General features: G+C 40.7%; 17 protein-coding genes. 9 read left to right on the plus strand and 8 right to left on the minus strand.

Annotated elements, in window-relative coordinates; translation table 11 throughout:
* Positions 1 to 5: 5 nt before the first annotated feature.
* Positions 6 to 1,961, minus strand: coding sequence for a GDSL-type esterase/lipase family protein (locus R8G66_10315; GenBank protein ID MDW3192752.1), 1,956 nt, complete (start codon positions 1,959 to 1,961; stop codon positions 6 to 8).
* A gap of 176 nt (positions 1,962 to 2,137) precedes the next feature.
* Positions 2,138 to 2,944 carry a hypothetical protein gene (locus R8G66_10320; GenBank protein MDW3192753.1) on the minus strand — a complete coding sequence of 269 codons (807 nt, stop codon included), beginning with the start codon at positions 2,942 to 2,944 and terminating at the stop codon, positions 2,138 to 2,140.
* Positions 2,945 to 3,318: 374 nt separating this feature from the next.
* Here R8G66_10320 and R8G66_10325 point away from each other — a divergent pair, with 374 nt between their 5' ends.
* From R8G66_10325 to R8G66_10365, 9 genes are all read left to right on the plus strand, one after another.
* Entirely contained in the window at positions 3,319 to 4,152 is an 834-nt protein-coding gene (locus R8G66_10325) for a hypothetical protein (GenBank protein MDW3192754.1), read from the plus strand.
* The gene (locus R8G66_10330) at positions 4,074 to 4,997 is read left to right on the plus strand and encodes a sulfotransferase domain-containing protein (protein ID MDW3192755.1); all 924 of its coding nucleotides are present in this window, start codon (positions 4,074 to 4,076) and stop codon (positions 4,995 to 4,997) included. The genes R8G66_10325 and R8G66_10330 overlap by 79 nt, the downstream gene beginning before the upstream one ends.
* A 48-nt stretch (positions 4,998 to 5,045) precedes the next feature.
* Positions 5,046 to 5,903, plus strand: a complete 858-nt coding sequence (locus R8G66_10335; GenBank protein ID MDW3192756.1) for a sulfotransferase — start codon at positions 5,046 to 5,048, stop codon at positions 5,901 to 5,903.
* Positions 5,904 to 6,698 carry a sulfotransferase domain-containing protein gene (locus tag R8G66_10340; protein MDW3192757.1) on the plus strand — a complete coding sequence of 265 codons (795 nt, stop codon included), beginning with the start codon at positions 5,904 to 5,906 and terminating at the stop codon, positions 6,696 to 6,698.
* Positions 6,695 to 7,543 carry a radical SAM protein gene (locus R8G66_10345; protein MDW3192758.1) on the plus strand — a complete coding sequence of 283 codons (849 nt, stop codon included), beginning with the start codon at positions 6,695 to 6,697 and terminating at the stop codon, positions 7,541 to 7,543. Before R8G66_10340 ends, R8G66_10345 begins: the two co-directional genes overlap by 4 nt.
* A gap of 61 nt (positions 7,544 to 7,604) precedes the next feature.
* The gene (locus R8G66_10350; GenBank protein MDW3192759.1) at positions 7,605 to 8,618 is read left to right on the plus strand and encodes a glycosyltransferase; all 1,014 of its coding nucleotides are present in this window, start codon (positions 7,605 to 7,607) and stop codon (positions 8,616 to 8,618) included.
* A 12-nt stretch (positions 8,619 to 8,630) separates the two neighbouring features.
* A complete protein-coding gene (locus R8G66_10355; protein ID MDW3192760.1) occupies positions 8,631 to 9,557 on the plus strand; it encodes a glycosyltransferase family A protein in 927 nt (308 codons plus the stop codon).
* 96 nt (positions 9,558 to 9,653) lie between these two features.
* Positions 9,654 to 10,889 (plus strand): glycosyltransferase family 4 protein, encoded by a 1,236-nt coding sequence (locus R8G66_10360; protein ID MDW3192761.1) that lies wholly within the window; start codon positions 9,654 to 9,656, stop codon positions 10,887 to 10,889.
* Positions 10,890 to 10,951: 62 nt separating this feature from the next.
* A complete protein-coding gene (locus R8G66_10365; protein ID MDW3192762.1) occupies positions 10,952 to 12,115 on the plus strand; it encodes a glycosyltransferase in 1,164 nt (387 codons plus the stop codon).
* Between the two features lie 561 nt (positions 12,116 to 12,676).
* Here the strand turns inward: R8G66_10365 and R8G66_10370 are convergent.
* From R8G66_10370 to R8G66_10395, 6 genes are all read right to left on the minus strand, one after another.
* The gene (locus R8G66_10370; GenBank protein MDW3192763.1) at positions 12,677 to 12,997 is read right to left on the minus strand and encodes a hypothetical protein; all 321 of its coding nucleotides are present in this window, start codon (positions 12,995 to 12,997) and stop codon (positions 12,677 to 12,679) included.
* Positions 12,998 to 13,394: 397 nt separating this feature from the next.
* Positions 13,395 to 14,303 carry a prohibitin family protein gene (locus R8G66_10375; protein MDW3192764.1) on the minus strand — a complete coding sequence of 303 codons (909 nt, stop codon included), beginning with the start codon at positions 14,301 to 14,303 and terminating at the stop codon, positions 13,395 to 13,397.
* Positions 14,296 to 15,948 (minus strand): cyclic peptide export ABC transporter, encoded by a 1,653-nt coding sequence (locus R8G66_10380; GenBank protein MDW3192765.1) that lies wholly within the window; start codon positions 15,946 to 15,948, stop codon positions 14,296 to 14,298. Before R8G66_10380 ends, R8G66_10375 begins: the two co-directional genes overlap by 8 nt.
* 385 nt (positions 15,949 to 16,333) lie before the next feature.
* Positions 16,334 to 16,870: a DUF697 domain-containing protein gene (locus R8G66_10385; protein MDW3192766.1), complete on the minus strand. Its 537-nt coding sequence runs from the start codon at positions 16,868 to 16,870 to the stop codon at positions 16,334 to 16,336.
* A 177-nt stretch (positions 16,871 to 17,047) separates the two neighbouring features.
* The gene (locus R8G66_10390) at positions 17,048 to 18,010 is read right to left on the minus strand and encodes a TauD/TfdA family dioxygenase (GenBank protein ID MDW3192767.1); all 963 of its coding nucleotides are present in this window, start codon (positions 18,008 to 18,010) and stop codon (positions 17,048 to 17,050) included.
* Positions 18,011 to 18,043: 33 nt separating this feature from the next.
* Positions 18,044 to 19,648 carry an MBL fold metallo-hydrolase gene (locus R8G66_10395; GenBank protein ID MDW3192768.1) on the minus strand — a complete coding sequence of 535 codons (1,605 nt, stop codon included), beginning with the start codon at positions 19,646 to 19,648 and terminating at the stop codon, positions 18,044 to 18,046.
* Positions 19,649 to 19,659: the final 11 nt, after the last annotated feature.

Here is a 19,659-nt window from a genome sequence, read left to right on the forward strand (position 1 = left end):
AACCGCTATGGCCTCAATGGGACTTCATAGTGTTTTCCCAAAGACTCCATAAAAACAGAGGCTATGTGCTTTCCAATAAGCTTCGATCCCAAAGGCGTAGTATGCGTAAAATCATAAAAATGCTCATCGGTCAAAAAATCAAGACCGGTCTGATCAATGACTAGCAGCTTATATGAGTCGGCTACATTTTTTACTATCTCATTCATCTCCAGCATGCCCTCGTAGTAATCTACACCATTAAACTTATAGCCTGACAACTTCTTTTTAAATGGCGAAGAAAGTCCCAAAACTTCGCCTTTCTCATTAAACTTGAATCGCCTGCTTGGTTGTGTGATAAAAACAGGAGTTGCTCCAATCTCCTCAGAATACATTACCAATTTCCTTAGCCGTTGCTCATATGCACCCAGACCTGCAGTAAGAATTTCTTTAGCGATGGACTCGGGTAACAATCCATTCTTAACATAGTCATGATCTTTAAAAACCACTTTTCCATGTGTAAGCTCTGATCTACTGGCTTCAATCATTCCATATATATATCTGAACAACCGATAAATAGCACCGTTGTTTTTTATGCTCCCGATAACTTTTGATGAAAAGTCATTCCGCATTATTTCATCACTACCAGCTAATGCTCGGCTCCGATGAAAATCATTGATGCCAACATAAAAAAATATGTAATCTGGATTTAAGTCTGGGACTTGGGAAAACCAAAGTTCGAAGTTCTTGATATGGCCAAATGTACTTTGCCCATCAATTCCGGCATTCGCTACATTTAGATCCAAGCCATTTTTCTTCAACTCCTTCTCTAGCACATCTGGCCAGGTATACCCATCTTCGACATAGGTTTGTTGCGTAGTGCTACCTCCGATACAAAGGATATCAATAGCGGCCGGATTATTATAAGTAGAAGCCCCACCACGAAAACCATAACGATCTTTAGTAATCTTGATGGTGGGTTTATGATAAGGGTAAAGCCCATTAAGCTCAAATTCGGTTACACGATCGCGTACCACAAATAAACTGTTCAGTTTATTTTCTTGCGAAAACCAGCCCCCAAATATCAATTCTACTCCCATTAATCCTATCAGCAACAATAGCATGTTAATCAGGAGGATTCGCACATACTTTTTCATCTTGGCCATAAGAGAATGAAGTCGGTTGGCCAAGCTTATTCCTGCGAATTGTAATAAAGCGCTTTTCTTTAATCTCTTAGGTTTAATTGAGGACTGATTGAAAACTTTCGTAATAAACCTCAAATAGTGATTACCTGTTTCTTCCATAGATGGTATAGAAATCCGATCTTGATATTGAGCATATTCTTTGATCAGTTTCTCCAGTAGAAAAGGTATTTGTTCAGGGCTGTCAAACAATTCTCCTCCGTCCTTCACTATTTCAGGGTGTCCGCCATCATTTTTAGCGATAGCCGGCAACCCACAACTAAGTCCTTCAATTAATGCATTAGAGCAAGCATCTTTTTCTGATGCAGTGAGATAAATATCATGTTCTTTTAGAATCGGCGCCAATGCTTGAGGAGGCAGAGGGGCAACCTGCTGTATGTTTTGAAAGGAAACAGGGCTATTGCCTACAAAGGTCAATTCAAGTTTTGAAAAATCGAGGTGCTGATCCAGCCAGGAATATACATCAAAGCCCTTTGCTTTATTGGAAGACCAACTGGTGATTATAACTTTCGTTTTACGAGTTGGGTCAAATGCCTGTTTACCCAACCGATTGAACAATAAGGGAAGTGCGGCGTTTATGATTACCTTTTCAGCAGAGCTCTTCGGAAATCCTAGTTTGCAATTTTCATTCCGGCTCCAATCAGATTGAAAAACCGTCGCATCGGCAATGTTTTTGTTGGCCCAATGCGTAATCTTATCTCTATACTTACTCCCCTTACTATGAAGCCAAACCGGACCATCTACCCGATGAATAAATATTTTGTCCGGAAATGACTGCTTCAACCTGACCACCTCCCTGATATTGGCATGACTTAGAAACAGCATAACGTCAGCATCTTCCGCTTGGGCAGTCAATAGGTTTTGCGATTTTAAATGGTCTCTTAATGCGCGAGCAAATTGGTTACTACCCCCATATGGACCTTCCTGAAAGAGATGAGAAATATAGACTTTGGGTAGACTCATATTTGTCTAAGAAGCTTTTTTCTTCTTACCAACACATCGATGATTGTTAGTTGGTTTACGGAATTTATAGTATGTGTAGAGATTATGTTTTTTGCCCAATCGGGATAGATAGACTGGACACGTTTTTCTTTATAGGATGTCTCAGTTAAGTGGATCACCTCGTTGATCGTTAGTCCGTGTCCATAGTGTTTCAGACAATTCTGACCAGGTCGAAACATCTGACCTGAACGACTGAAAATGCTCCCTCCGGGTCTCGAAGCTTCAATATCTTGCACAACAGGGTTTTGAGGATGTCTTTTCCATGCTGCATTTAAGAGATGATCCGAATAAAACACATTAAGAACATCCCAGTTCTGACTGTCTTTCACCACTTTCTCATTGGTAAAAAGCCAGTACTTGCTGTCATGCTTGAGCAGTGTGGTATCCACTGTCTTAATGTCATCAATCAAAACTTTTTCCAATTCCCACATTAAAGGGAAGTCCACACATTTGTATAACTCGATAGTTGCATTTTGGGAGGTCTCAGGAATCATATACAAATCACCTTCCTCTTCAAACAGAAATGGATAAGACAAGTGATAATCTTTATTCAATACAACTTTGGACGATGAATATTGACCTTCTTCTGTCAGTGTTATTACTGAGATTACACCCTTCTTCGATTCATAGAAAAACTCCTCGACAAAAATGTAGTACAAGCCGTTTCTGAAAATCACGAATGGATCGGCCCAAAAACGATCATGAGGCGGTACTATCGGTTTAAAATGGTCGAATGAAAAGGGTACTTCCTGCAATCCCTCCATACTAAATAACAAACTCCACTGATTAAAGTAGAATTTATTGCTCAGTCTCCTCCGAAACGAGTTCACTTCTCTTGAAAAAATCACCTTGGCTCTCTTCGAATCAATTTTGAAAAACGGCAGCGAAAAATTAGACAATAATCAGAAATAAGATATCTCGGTAGCTTATTAATTAAGTTCAAGAAGAGCTTTGGCTCTACTGCTTGTATATTTGAACATTGTTGTAACAAGTGATTCAAGACCCATTCCAAGATAAAAACAGATCCGAGGCATTGATTGACCAATGCATCGTCGTAATAAGAAGTGCAGGTGAACGCACAACAGCGTGGGCTCTGGCAAAAGCTAACGCTATCTTTGATGAGGGAAACGTAATGGTCATGGACGAGCGTCCCATGCACAAGGCAATCAAAAGAACTTTTGAGATGGGTATGGATGGTGGAAAACCGTGGATCGTAGAAATTGACGCGGATGTCTTGCTACACGAGTCTGGCATATTGCAACTGCTTAGAACAGCCTCTCAAAGGCCTGAAAATTCTTTCTTCCACTTTGGAATGGTCTTCGACAAACTCACGAACAGTTTCAGGTCGGCTGGCAATAAAATCATCAGGACAGCACATATACCTGAAGCAATGTCATTACTCCCCAAAACAACTGATCAATTGAGGCCCGACACATATATTCGAAAAGAAATGGCACTTAAAGGCTACCACTATTATCGGGATATATGTTTGGTAGGTATTCATGATTTTGAGCAAGATTACTTTGACTTATACAGAAAAGGCTATTTGCAAGGAGTCAAAAACCGCGAAAAGCTTGAGAGGTTCATCAGAGGCTGGCCTGAAAACTGGGGAAACGATCCAGACTATTTGGCCATTCAAGGTGGTATGACAGCAGGAAAAGCACACGTAAATGACCTTCCTCTAGCGCCCAGTTACTACATTGATAAATTTGAAAACTGGAAGATGAGTATTGGGTTTGACTTTACAAAAGTTCCTCTTGCTTCTGGTTTATCTAAGGTTGACCATTATTTGTCCACCATCCTTACCAATTCAAAACTGCAAGAGTTTCAGGATTCCTGTGTGAACAACCAGGCAAAGTACCATGTGCGCAGCGATGTAAACTGGCAGTACAAATGGATGAAATTGCGGTACCGCCTGAGCCAGTCCCGCATATTCACTGGCTTTTCTTTATCACAAAAGCATTCAAATTGATACTAAAGCACCTCATTCCCAGGCTTATTCGATCATGGATTCGTCATAGCGCCTTCAATGCAGAAAGACGTATTCGGCTGCTTACAGCCAGTAGTAGAAAGCTTCCTGATTTTTTTTGTGTTGGTGCCCAAAAATCCGGTAGCAGCACCCTATACTGGTGGTTGAGACAACATCCGCAGCTGGGAATGTCTTTCGACAAAGAGTCAAAATTCCTTGACCGATATTACAGCAAAGGTGAGAAATGGTATCGACATCAGTTTCCACTGGCAAGTTCAAAGAAACTTGCCGGAGACAATACTCCCTATTACTTGTTTCATCCGCTTGTTCCTGAAAGAGCTTATTCCTTATGCCCCGAAGCCAAAATAATCGTGATTCTACGTAACCCGATCAACCGTGCTTTTTCGCAATATCAGATGGAATGCAGAAAGGGTAGAGAAGTTCATAACAGCTTTGAAGAGGCCATTGAAGGAGAGATGGAAAGGATACATGAGGCTAAAACAGATCTATTATCAAACCCTCTGGACTACCACCATACTTTCGAAAATACGTCATACCTTTCTCGTGGCATTTACATAGATCAGATTGAACACTGGCTTAAATGGTATAAAAGAGATCAAATACTCATTTTAATCAGTGAAACATTTTTTGCCGATCCCCGGAAAGAACTAAAGAAGGTGTACGATTTTTTGAGTATCAGCCAAACCTTGCCCAACGATTTCACCCCCTACAATGTAGCTGACTATGAAAACATGAATGAAAAGACAAGATTGAATTTAAGAGATTTTTTCAGGCCTCATAACGAGCGACTGGAGGAGTTTTTAGATAGAAAGCTCGACTGGAACTAGATTTGTTTTAGTCGTATAAGGTCACTAAAAATTTACCATCTTAGACACTTGAAAGTAGATCAGAAAGTCATTATTCTCAATGGACTTGCCCGAGGGGGGACCAATATTACCTGGAACATGCTGCAGTCACACCCTAATATTGTATCTCCCATGTGTGAGATCAATCATGTGCTGGGAAAGCGTAGCAAGAATAGGGCATATTTCTACTTTTTAAGAAGCCTTGATGCGTTGGGGTTAGCTGAATCATACACGAGAAAGGCAGTTTCTAAAAGTTTCATAAACCGTAAACGACTCAGTTTTGAGGATAACGACAACAAGTATAAAAGTGAATCAGAACTTTATACCGAGAACGAGGTAGCAAATGCCACATTGTGCCTAAAAGGGGTCAGTAATAATTCACTATGGGACATACAGTATTCCGAACTTCTCTATAAATCATTTGCCACGGTTCATTTCATTTACCTCATGCGGCATGGTCATGCGGTCTGTGAATCCTGGCTGAGAAGGGGTGTCTCTGCAAAAAGAGCAGGTTATTATTATGCGCGGTTCTTTGATGAAATCTTAACGCAGACGAAGCAGTATGAAAATTCAATGGTCATACGATTTGAAGACGTAATAAAGGCACCTTTCGACACTTCCCAAAAACTTTTCGATTTTACAAATGAGATGCCCGATCAATTGCCAAAATTGAGATTTAAATCAAAAAAAGTGATTCAATCGAATGACAGTTATGACGTGCCTTATGGGGAGCTTAACAGCAAATACTGGTTCAGTAGACAGGATATTCACCACTTTTTGATGGCAGATATAGGCGCCAGACATCAGGACCGGCTATCCAGGTCCGATAGAAAAAGTTTTGACCTTGAAGCAAACAGGGTGCTCAATTATTTTAATTACGACCATTGAATGACAGCTTTCAGCGATCAGCATATTCCCTTTTATTTTATGCCTGGTGTAACGAAAAGTGCCACTACCTGGCTTTGGAAGGTTTTTCTGGAACATCCTGAAATCTGTACGTCTCACCAATTAGATCGCATTAATTATTTTAGTCTGCACTATCAAAAGGGGATTGACTGGTACAAAGAGCATTTCGATTTTCAGTCCTCAAATCAAATCTATTTGGATCCCACTCCTGAATATATCAAGGATCCCTTTGTGCCGGAACGCATTAGCCGGTTTCGACACGACGCCAGGTTCATTTTTACTTTACGTAATCCCATAGATAGGGCCCTTTCACTTTGGTGGCATCAAAAAAGGAAAAGGCGAATTAATTATAATTTTGATGATCTATTTCTAAGAAAGCATATCGGTAGCTTTGTACTGTACGATGAGTGGATCCTATCAGGGTTTTATATGCATTGGATTAATAGGTTTTTAGAGTTTTTTCCATCAGAAAATATAAAAATAGTACTCTTTGATGACCTTCAGGCTAACCCACGTGCCTATGCGAAAGAGGTATTTGAATTCCTACAGGTAGATACCAATTTTCAGCCTTCCATTATTGATGTGCCTCAAAACGTAAGTGGCGAGAAAGGTAAGTCAAAGGGCGTACGCCACATATTGAAGGATATGCTTGATGGTCGTAATAATCGCGAATTCACTTTATCAAACGAGATGAGGCATGAATTGCAGCAAATTTTCAAGCCTCACAACGATAAATTAGGTCAGTTTCTTGATCGAGACTTGAGTCACTGGAAATGAAAGTAGAAGAAAGACACCTTGAGATAACCACAATAGCAGGTTGTAAAATAAGCTGTAGTTATTGCCCCCAGGCCATGTTTGCGCTGGAGCATAAAAAAGTTAGCAATAACCGACTGATGACTCTTGAAACATTCAAAAAAAGCCTTTCGTCTGTCCCCATTGATGTGGATATTCACTTTTCAGGATATTCAGAGCCATTTTTAAACCCCGATTGTATTGACATGATCAAGTTTGCTTATCAGAAAGGGCATGAAGTTTCTGTCTATACTACTGTAGAAGGTTTAAAGACTGAACACGTTAGGGAATTAGAACAGCTAAAGTTCAAAAAATTCAATGTGCACTTACCCGATGATGGTGTCCACATGCGTGTCAGGATAGATGAGTCTTACCTCGAAGTAATGAAACTGCTAATGAATAGCCACATTCCCAATATTCTATATATTGATTATTTTGGAGTACATCCAGAGGTATTGTCTCTAATGGAACACCTGGAAACAGTCAATAGAAAACTGACCAGTAGAGCTGGGAATGTATCTAATGAAGAAACAGGTAGTCCACCAATTATAAACGGAGCGTTGTGGTGCCCAGGAAATCGTGAAAAGAAAAACGTACTTCTACCGAATGGAGATGTAAGCTTGTGCTGTGTGGACTATGGCAAAAGACATATCATAGGCAATTTAATGAGAGACAATTACGACCATTTGCACAAAAGCGAGGCCTTTAAGGAGGTGATAGCAAGGATGAACGGAAAAAAGGGTGATTTACTTTGCAGAACCTGCGAGTGGGCGGAACCCATAACCATCAAGCATCGATTGAAGAAATTAATTAAGAGCCGTTTAATTTGACCCAAACTTATCTACACAGATGGAATAGTGTAGCAACTAAGGCCATTAAGGCTGACATCAAATGAAATTCCTCGTCAAAGAAGTACTCAAGTCTTTTTCGACTTACTCGACTCATAAAAAAATAGGTTTTATAGTCCCTTCTGTAGGGTTCTATAGCAAGGTCGATGCCTCTACCAGGATTAGGGTTTACGACATCATTGAGACTTTCAGGAATAACCGTGAATTTCACCTGGAACTTTACCGAAACCATCGATACTATGATATAGTCATTTTTCTAAAAACATATAATGCTTCCGCTCAAACACTTGCAATAAAATTACAACAACAAGGAACCCGGATCGTCTTTGACATCAACATCAATATTTTCGAAAAAGGCTCAAATTTTGTAACTACAAAACAGTTGGAAGAAGGAATAGCATTTGCAAACATCAGTGACGCAATCATTACCAACTCTCCTCATACATTGAGTATACTTCGACAAAGGTTTACAGAAAAGGTAACCTACATGATCAATGAGACCTTATCAAATAACTACTTTAGAATCCGGGAAATAAATGATTCAGATTCACTGACCCTTATTTGGATAGGCTATGCTCATAAAGCAGCGGCCCTTCTACAAATCAAAAATGTATTGGAAGAGCTGCACCAAAACACACCATTAATCGTGATTATTGTTGCGGAAAAAGAGCCAGACTTGAGTCTTCTGACTGTTCCCATTGAATTTAGAGCTTATCAACACAATCGTATCCCAGAACACCTGGCTCAGGCTGATATTTTTATAGCCCCCAGAGACCTCACAGATACCTATAACCTTGGACACTCCTTCACAAAAATTGGAGTGGCCATGGCAGCCGGTATTCCGGTAGTGGCATCTCCAGTTCCCTCATATTTAGACTCCCCTGCTATATGCTGTTCATCGAAGGAAGAATGGATTCGTGCCATTACTAAGTTATATACAGACAGGACGTTCCGTGAAAGCCTGATCGTGAGGGGGAAAAAATACTGCTCCGATCACTATTCTTTGGAATCGGTACAATCTGACTACCTCAATTTATTTCGGAGGATTTCTGCTTAAATGACCTAATACATGAGTCAGCCGCTTTTAAGTATTTGTATAACCACCTACAATCGCCCAGAAATTACTTGTGAATTATTAAGTAAGCTGTATTACGATGCCCGAATAGAATACCTTTTGGTTGATGATGGGTCACTCGCTGAGCATGTAACAACAGTGAAAGATTTCATTGCATTCAGCGATCTATCGGTCACACTACTTGAGAAAACAAATGGCGGAAAACTCTCTGCACTTGTATTTGCACTTAGGCATGCAAGCGGGATGTACTTTACCGATCTGGACTCGGATGATATAATGGAAAAAAAGCATATTATGAATATGATCCAAGGTATTGAAGAAGCGAATCGCTTGAGAAATGAAAACTCTGCAATTGTGGGAATATGTGGGATTTCTGAAACTTCTGCTGGTGTGACTTTTGGAGATTCTTTTCCCTCTCACTTAAAACTTGGCTCTTACATCGCGATGAGGCTCGATGATCAGGTATGGGGAAACAAGGTTGAGGTCATACTAACCAAAGTACTACAAAATATTCCTGTCCAGTTCTTTGAAGGAGAGCATCGTATTCCTACCAACGTCCTTTGGTTTTCATTAGATGATCGCCTTCTTCTGTTTATCAATCTCCCTTTTGAAACCTATTTTCCTAACGGACATGATAATATCACAAAAAACATCAGAAGGATTCAATCCACCTCTCCCAATGGAACAAGAAGTTATCATAAAATGATTCTTCAAAAGAAGAAATATTACAAACGAAATATGCCTTACCTCAGAGCCATCGTAAATTATCAACGATTCAGCTGGCATGGTGCCAAACCATTTTTTGAAAAGGACTTACCCATTATCGACCGCCTTTTGATAATACTCTCCTCTCCCCTTGGGTTTGCACTGTTTTGCTGGGATCGGTTTTGCTTGAAAATTGCTACAATCCGCCAGCTATGAACTGTAATCTTTCAGCATCTTTTCTATACAGGGATCATGTGAACATGACAGCCCAAGCCCTTCAATCACTCAATGGTCTCTTAGTCAATAAGAATTATGTCTCTAACTTTCTCGTTGAATAAGTCATTAATGAAAAGGGTGCTTTGTGTTGGGAATTACTTTTATCCTAAAGGTGGTTCAGATCGGTATTTCATCAACCTCGTACAATTATTAAATGAAAAGGGGTATTCTGCTATTCCATTTACCACGAGTCACAAGCTCAATGAAACCAGTAAGTGGTCTTCGTATTTTTTACCGCCCAATAGTACTGATCATTACAGTTTAACCAGTAGCATTAATCTGTTCCATTCCAGAGCAGCCCAAAAAAGCATCAGAAATCTATTATCTCGGGAAACCGTGAACATCGCTCACCTGAATATTTATTCGCAGTTTTCTAGTTCCATTCTGGCACCCTTAAAGGAATCGGGCATTCCAATAGTTCAAACCTTACATGATTACAAACCAGTCTGCCCTACCTACTCTTTCTACCGTCAGGAAAAAATCTGTGAAGCATGTGGAACAGGTTCAAATTGGCAGGTGATCACAAAAAAATGCAACCGAGGTTCCTATTTGAGAAGTTTTGCTACCCTTGCAGAGAGCTATTTTGCCCAATATAAAGGCAGTATAAAATCCATCAACCACTTTATTTCAGTATGTGAATTTCAGCGACAAAAACTGCTACAATACAACATACTTCCTGAAGAATCAATTACCACTATTCCAAATTTCATTGACACGAAATACTTCTCGCCAACCGGGAAAAAGGGACAATATTTACTTTATTTCGGACGTGTGGAGGAATACAAAGGGCTGCATACACTCATCAATGCTGTAGCTCCATTAAAACATATCAACCTGGTGATAGCCGGTGAAGGGTCTGTTAAAGAAGAATTACAAGAAAAAGTCACACATCAAAACCTGAATCACATCACTTTTTTACCTTTTCAACAAAACCAGGCTTTGTTGGATTTAATATCGGGTGCATTATGTACAGTAATACCCTCGAAGGTGTATGAATTATGCCCTATGTCTATTTTGGAATCCTTTGCCCTGGAAAAGATGGTTATTGGCACTAATGAAGGAGGCATCCCTGAGTTGATCACAGATCAGCAAAACGGCCTTCTGTTCAAATCCGATGACGAGTTTGATCTAAGGGCAAAAATTGTTTCCGCATTTGATAAGAAGCAGAATACCATAGCTATGGGTGTGGAAGGCAGAAAAACAGTGGAGGAAAAGTACAATATCCATCGACATTATGAAGCGCTGCAGAAAGTATATAATTACCTTTCTTAAGAACCTAATGCGACAGATTATCTCATGTTATCTCAAATTTGACCTATCTTGAAGTAGTACAGATGTCCGCTAAAAAAATAGCATTTGTTTTGACTTCCCTTCGTAAGGGCGGAGCTGAGGGGAAGGCTCACAAAATCATGAAAGCGTTGGCTCCTCACTTTCAAATCGAACTCTTCTTATTTAATAAGGTCATCGATTATGAGATCCCGCCAAACGTTAAAGTTCATTCTTTAGGCAGTGCGCTTTCGCTACTCAAAGATTCATGGCGACAGTTACCGATCATCATTTTCAGACTCTTATACTATACTAGAAAACATAAAATTGATATCACCTATGCCTTCGACTATGTCCCCAATTTGATCTGTATACTGAACAAGGTCCTCGGCTGGAGAGGAAAGGTAATCATCAACCATATCAATAATCATGAACTTGAATTGGAAACCTACAGCTTACTCAAAAAGAATTGGATCATATTTTCCATTAAGCGGTTTTATCCGTTTTCAAATCAAATTGTAATACCTTCCATGGGTCTGATGAAGAGTTTAGTCCATCAAATCAAAATCGATCATAGTAAGCTTACCTACATTCCTAACCCTGTGGACATGGCTCAAATTTCACAATTATCGAAGGAACCTTTGCCAACGCATATAATAGTTCCTACAGATTTCGTTTTTATTCATGTGGGCCACTTTGGTCGTGCCAAGAATCACGACTTGCTAATCCGTGCCTTTGCTCAATTACAATGTCACGACTGTCAATTGTGGTTGATTGGAAGAGGAACAGATAACGAGTACCTAAAAAACCTTATCGACGAATTACAATTGGAGAATAAAGTTCTGGTCTTGGGAGAAGTCAGTAATCCATTTCCTTACCTGGTGAAAGCTGATTGTCTAACGCTATCCTCGGACTATGAGGGGTCACCCAATGTCTTGCTGGAAGCACTCGCATGTAAACTACCTGTAATAGCTACTGATTGTGATTATGGCCCCAGAGAAATTCTCTCTGCTTCTCCGGTATCAGCAGCTCCTGCAACGTTCGATGATATTGAAATCGTAAAGCATGGCATTCTTGTCCCCGTGGGAAATATTTCTTTATTCACCAAAGCCATGCATCATGCGCTCAACAACCCTGAATTGATGGCTACGTTTGCAGAATTGGCTTTATCAAGAGTGCAAGCATTTAATATAGGAAATAATGTGAAAACCTATATCGAGTTAATTCGCTAAGTCACTTTTTCTCTACAACTCGTCAAGCCTTCTGGCCATACTCCCGACACAGGGTTTTAATTGCATGTTGGCAGATATGAATATTTCAAAATAACATCAAACACATTGATTTTTTCATTGATTGTTCTTTATCAGAGTCCAATTGAATTCTTAATTCACGAATCACAGATACCAGATTCCGCTCTGGGGTGTTGAAGTCGCATTGGCGGTCCGAGCGGTTTTCCGCATCGTTGAATCCTTCCGACTACATATTTTAAGCTTTCCTGTTAGGAGGCTTTCACTTCGAATAATAATCCCTGATTAGTAAGTAGTCACCTTAAACTCCGTTCTTCTAGTACGTTGATGTTCTTCATTGGTACAAGGAACGTCATTTGCACAATCATTCACCAGTGATTTTTCGCCATTACCCTTGGCGACAATGCGATTAGAGGCAATTCCCTTACTAATGATATTGCTGAATTAGCCCGGCGCTGAGAATGTCTTTTGTTGTAAAGTCTGATCCCCTTGAATCGGTATGTGAACTCAACTCAATGGCAGCATCCGGTCGGATATCGGCTTTGTTTAATCATAGAAGATCTTCTTCAATTCGATGGCTTTGTTCCGTTCTATCTCTCTTAGTGGCACTATCCAGAAAACTTCCCCATATTTATCATCATCCGAAAATCGATCTACATGCTCTGCGAAGTATTGTCGTTTAGCTCCGGCTACATCATAAGTTAAGTGGGGTTGAATGACATATTCAAAAGTATCTACATCGATATCCCGCGGAGTATGTGAAGCTCCAGTTAAAGGATCGAGCACAATGATATGTGGCTTGGGAATCAACTCCCGAGTCACCTCATCAACCGCAATTACCTTAGCCAATAATTCCAGTCTTCGCATAAAAATCAATGAAGATAAATTATCCAGGCATTTAGAGGACCAACCTCCTTAATTCTTCAATATGTGATTTCAGAATCATAGGATGAAGAGGATCCAATATGAACCCCCATCATCTAGCCTATGACACAATAGCAGTGTCCGGGAAGCGACCTGAATAATTCACTGCCCCCTTACACCTGTTTGTGAAGTCAGCAAATTAGTTATCGGCAAATCCAAAGGTTAGGTTTTTCGGTAGAATCGCCAAAATTCAGGGTAGAACAGAATTAAAAACCGGTAGGCTTGACTGGGAGTATGTCAGCCAGAGCAAATTGTGCTATAAGGTATTCCACTCAAAGACTTCCCATTGATGATGGGTATCTTTTGGGGCTATTCCAACACATCGAAAGATCAACCCAACTTACCTGTTAGCCGTCGAATCTGGCACATCTCCATTTAAGATAATCGGTAAACTTTCATCTGTACCAAGTAGGATCAACTTGGAATTGGGTGATTGTGAGAGTTTCTCAGTTACCTCCAGGCCTCGCCATTTCAAAATCGGAATATTCGAAATGGTCTGAAATGTATCAATACCTCCTGCTTCTATTCGCTTTCTATTGGCTTCTTGTTGCGCCGATTTCAAGATGTATTCGTAGGTAAGGTATTCTTGTTCTGCCACGATTTTCTTTTCAATCCGATCCGATACCTGATCTGGCAACCGAATGTTTTTGATGAACAGGTTTTCAAAGATGATGTAGGTATTGGCTTTACCTTCATCTAAAAGCAGGGTATCGATGATGACTTGATCGTTGATTTGCGAAAGGACCGAATCAGAAACAATCAATTGAATCTCTCTCCTATCGGTACTATATAATCCCTCCAGGTCATAGGAACTGATGATGTTTCGCGTACGTGCTTCAACTTCAGGAATGACGACTTTTTCAGCGTAGCGAGGACCTATGAATTTATGAAGAATACCCAGGTTCTCAACATTGGGACTAAATCGCACAGAAATCTCTGTTTCAACCATTAACCCATCTTTGGTCAATACGGTTAACAACCTGCTCTCTTCACGTAATCGAACATCGTAGATGTACATGTAATCCCAGGGCCAAATGACATTAAGTCCTTCCTTATAGTGCTGTTCAGTCACGGTTCCCCCACCAAATGTCCTGTAAAGCACACCTGCTTGCCCGGGATAGATCAAGATGAATATTCGTGGTGCGAAATACAGCACGAACAGTAACAAGATCATGAATAGAACGGTGATCGAAAGTAAATGTCTCCTGACTTTCAGCTTTGCTTTCTTTACTTGGTTTCCTTTAGACATGATCTCCGTTAGAATCAGTTGAAATCAATTTACCATCCAATAATTTATACCAGCTATCAGCTACATCAAAATATTGGTCATCGTGTGTTACCACAATCAGGGTCTTACCAAGTTTCTTCATTTCAGGTAATAACTCGGTGTAAAAGTACTTTTTAAATCCAGGATCCTGATCGGCTGCCACTTCATCAAATACATAAACTGGTCGATCTTCCAAGATAGCTATAACCAAAGAAAGACGTTTCCTCTGACCGGTAGATAGGTTCAAATCCGTAATTCGATCTTCAATGATCTGTGTTTTTTCTGAGATCTGCATCTTCCGAAGCAATTCATTTACTCGTTCCTGATCTATTTCCCTCAGTCCGAACAACCGGTCAAAGAGATGGAAATCAGTAAAAATGATCGAAAGCATCTCGCGATATCGCTGATAGTTGTCCCTGGTAACATTTTGCCCATCTACCTGCAATTTTCCACTCTCCGGATAGTATAATCCACAGATCAGCTTCAATAAGGTAGACTTACCTGAACCATTTCCCCCAGTAATAAAGGTCAATTGTCCTTTCGGTATGATCAGGCTGATCGGGCCAATATGAAAACCATCTGACTCGTAGCGTCGGGGGTATTCAAATTGCAGGTTTTCGAGACGAATTTCCTTTTCTAAATCAAATGGCTTCAGAGGTGTTTTAGGGCGATCTTCTTCAGTTTCCTGCTCGTCGGAATTCAATTCATTTTCAATCTTCTTTTCGAGGTTGTGGATGTTATAAGCTGCGTGGTTCGCCTCCAACAAAGCTGGTACGGCACCAATTACTGCAGTTATCGGGCCAATGATGAAGAGTATAGCCGCCGAAATTTTCACGATATTGGGATTTGCCGTTTGGCTTAATACCGGAATGATGAAAATAACGCTAATCAACATGACGTAAAACAAGCTCTCAGTAACCAATTGACTGGTGATATTGGCAAATCTGGCCTTGACACGCAACCTATTTACAGCCCTGGCAACATCCGAATAGTCTTGAAATGCGTCTTCGTTTTTTCGCTTATTTACCTTTAATTCTTTGAACCCCGAAAGAATGCCAGATAAAGCATGAAAAAAGGCCGTATCCTTTTTCGAGGCTGCTCTAAAAATACTGTCTGACCGTTTACTAGATCTGAAAAAACTAATAGTCCCCAAAACGATCACTGCCAAGATGATGAACAAGGCAGGGATGGACATCATTGCGATATAGACAAAGGAAAAAATCACAAGAATAGCCGCCTGAAACGCCCTGGCTACTACAAATGATGCAGAAGCAATGTCCTGGGTATCATTGGTGATCCTTGCATAAACTTCCGAATCACCCAGTTCCTCGACCATCTGCAATTCACCATTACGGATTTTATTTATAATCCTTACCCGTATTCGTTCCAGAATGTCCTGAACCTGTTGTGTGCTTTCCCTTAAGACATATCGTTGCGTCACCAAAAACAGTGAAACGCTGATGATACTGGCAATAAATAACAACGTGTTATCATCATCGGCATGTTCACTTGCCTTATTGACAATAACCAACAGGAAAGCATTACTCACTCCTGAGATTACTCCCATGATGACCAATGTAATCGCTGATGAGTCAGATTCCTTACGCAGAAGGTCAAGTACGTTCATCTAGAGGCTATTAATACTCGTTCAGAAAGAGTATTTTATGGTTAGGTGCCACTCTTTTCGGTTAGGCAGTATAAATAAAAATGCCCCTCCATTGAAGGGGCATGATATAATATATTGTGATTACTTCATTGAAATTAAAAACCAATCAGCAGTCAGACCAACTCACTCTTGATCAGCTTTGGAAAACAGAATCCCTACAAAGCCTACTACCAACGGTGTGAACAACAATGATAATATTAACATCAAATAGAAACCACCGTTTCGATTGTCCAATAATTTCGCCACGAGAACACATAGCAATACGTAGACCACCGGGAATAATATGCTTAACATAGGGTCAACCGTTGACTATTTTCAATAAATATCAATGGAAATCTGAATTCGCTTAAGCTGCAGCGGTCTTCTCCTCGGTCTTTTCATCAACGAGCCCCTGATAATGATCTTTTACCGCGTCGGCATCAAAATTCAATAGGTTTCCACCAGAAGCAAAGTGCATGTGAAAGATTTTTCCTACCGCGTAAGTTGAAGCACCAAAATAAGCAGGAGAAGCCAATGCACCTAATACTGTGCCCAGGCCTGGGATTAATTTCAATGCGCTCGCTCCAAGAGCTGAAAAAGTACTTGCTGGTGCAGCAGTAATTAAAGAAGTAATGGCCACTTTCAGCTTGTTATTATTCAATGACTGTCCGTGTGCCTGACCGATGGAATGAACCATTTTCGCTTGAATTCCAACCAGTGTGACCAAATCCAAACCAGGTACAGGAACCAAAGCGGCTGCGGCTGCAACACCAGAGTGGGTATTAATGATACCAGAAGGATCTACAGATGTAGAGCTTGCATCGGTACCAGTCGCAGCATCTGTACCAGCTGATGCTTGTGTAGTCTGATCTGCGCTATCTGCTTTTGAATTTTGCTTTGCCATGATATGTCTATAAAGGATTATATGTTAAACAAATCTATTCAATTTTACCTTGATTCATGTCAATATGCCGTTTTTTTTCGAATATGATCCAGTTGCAAATCATATCTACTTTTTAACATTTTAAACACTATTTAGAGGCTTTCAACTAGTAAGAGGCAAGATAACCTTTTACAGACCTTATGCCGTTGCACTCATTGGTTTCGCCATACCCACCAGCACTTTCCTATCTCCGGCAAATGGCCTTCTACCATGTGTAAAGAGCATATTATCCAGCAATAAGAAATCGTTCTTCTCCCAGGCAAAAGAAAACTGCGTGTCCTCATAAGCCTTTCTAATGATATTCAATTCTTCGCTTCCTATCGGAGTTCCGTCGCCGTAATAGGTATTTCTCGGCAAGTCTTCCTCATCCATAATGGATAGCAGGTTTTCTCTCGCTTCCATTTCCAGACTGCTCACATGAAATAAATGCGCCTGATTGAACCAAAGATTTTCGCTGGTGAAGGGATGTTTGATCGTGGCTTGATTTACTTGCTTTGTACGTAATCGATGGTCACCCAACCATTCGAACTCCAGCCCATTATCCCTACAGTATTGCTCTACCTCGGATTTGTCTTCCGTCTGGAAAACTTCTGACCAGGGTAAATCAATATCTCCGTAATTACGGACATACAATACCTTTTTTCGATCAAATTCCTCTCGGATCTCCGCTGGAATCAGATCATAAACTAGTCGGCTATCCGCCAATGGGGTTTGTCCTCCGGTTTCTGATGGCACCATGCACAGAAAACCTATTCTTAACGGCCAGGAATTGGTGTAAGCGTTCTCATTGTGTTGAGGAATGACTTCACTTGGATGATATTCCGTCGCAGTGTATACATTACCACGGAGCTCGGTGCGTGGCGTGGACCGAAAAGAATAATTGATCAAAGGAGCCCCAAACATGGCTTCCAGCAGCTTGCCAAATTGCTTGCTACTCAAAATATTCAATCCTCGGATCAATAAGGCGCCATCTCGAACCAATCTGGCCTCGATCTCTTCCTGATGTTCTGTTGCCCAATCAATGGCTTTTTTACCTCCTGCATCTACCTGCATCAGTATATCTTGTGCGGTTGTTGGCGTGTTACTGGTTTGTAAGGTCATAATTTCTTGTTCTTTTGAATTGATTCAATCACATCACAATGCGGCTACCTCATTGTATTCCAGGTCTTTTTGTCCGAATAACCGCTCTGCGATCATTCCCCTGCTCTGACATACTTCCAGGAGTTTGTTTGAAGCGATGATTGGGTTTGATTCATCCGTATACTTAATTGCCATGATGTAGTTCAACCAGGGTTCTTGTCCCATGGCATAGATATACAATTCTTTTGGTTTGAAGCGATCCACCAGGTCTAATCCTCGCTCATAATTAGATCCGGCAAGCCGTCTGGAATAATCCATTTCCCTAGGTAGCTGTTCGGGTAATAGTGGACCGTAGAGCCAGGAAAGCGGCGCACCATCACATTCCATCCCTAAAAACAAGACATCTATGTCTCCGACAAACTTGTGGATATGCTCATACAAGCGAGGTTCTATGTTACAGGAATCAGCCGCAAAGAGCACAGAAAGGTTATCCAGTTTTACATGATGGCACAATTTGGTTTTAATGTTCAGATCGGAGTGTTCACCCAAAAATGGAAGACCTGTAATGGTACAACCCGGAAGACTAACGCTCTCCAATTCCCCCATTTCAATGACATTATCGAAACCAATGGCATTGAGCATGATCTTCAGGTTAGGGTCTTGAAGGTACCCAGCTCCGTTTCTAGGTACCACAATTTGTCCAATGCGATGACGAAGTTGAAGTAAGGTTTCTAACAGGATATGGTCCTGATGATTGTGGGTGATCAATACATAATCGATCTTATCTGGCAAATCGGTGTAGGTCAACCTTGAAATCTCCGCATTGTAACCGTAACTGATCACAGGGTCGGCCAATATGCATACATCCTTGGTTTCAACCATGATACAGGCGTGTCCGAAATAGCGCGTCCTCACCCCTTCTCCCGTATATCTTTTGAATGGTTCAGGGGGTTCAGTGGTGAAAAATGAGCGAAACAACTCATCCTGCTCATCCGATACACCCATCATCGTCTTAATGCGTTCATAGCTATTGGGTTCTCGTTGCATCCGATAGAGCTCATCTAAAGCTTCACTTTTGAAAGGTATCGGCAAGTGAAGCCCTTCTTCGTCGCTTAATCGTGGTGTACTCAAGACAAAAGGCCTTTCATCCTCGTGGATGGTATAAAACCTCACGCTCTGATTGGACTCATTATAGAACGGACTGTTGTAAAGCAGCGGCTCAAAAAACCTGAATGCGGGCTGATTATTCAAATCGTATACCAGTTCAACGTAACCTTTAAGCACTTCCGGTACCTTTTCATAAAGCGGCTCCAGAGAGTAGCCTTTGGCCTCATTCATCAAGAGTTCATTCAACGCTTTTATGCCTTTTGCAAACTCGAGCATATGAGCCTGCTTCTCAATTGTTTGCTCTTTCAACGCTTTGACCTCTTCAGCTTTATTGTCATCGTAATCCATGAATGGTCCGCCAAGCATTTTCGGGTTTTTCACCGCAGCTTGATGGATCTGTGGTGCCTGGATATACGAATTCATGATTTTCAAATGTCGCCCCTCAATGTTCATCGCAGCTGTAGCTGGAGAAATCAAATAAGGCCAGGCATACCATTGATCAAACAATGGTTCAGGCACGACATTAGATTTTAAGTAAACAATATCTTCCATGAATTATTGGA

It is taken from the genome of Cytophagales bacterium (genome assembly GCA_033344775.1).
GTDB lineage: Bacteria > Bacteroidota > Bacteroidia > Cytophagales > Cyclobacteriaceae > JAWPMT01.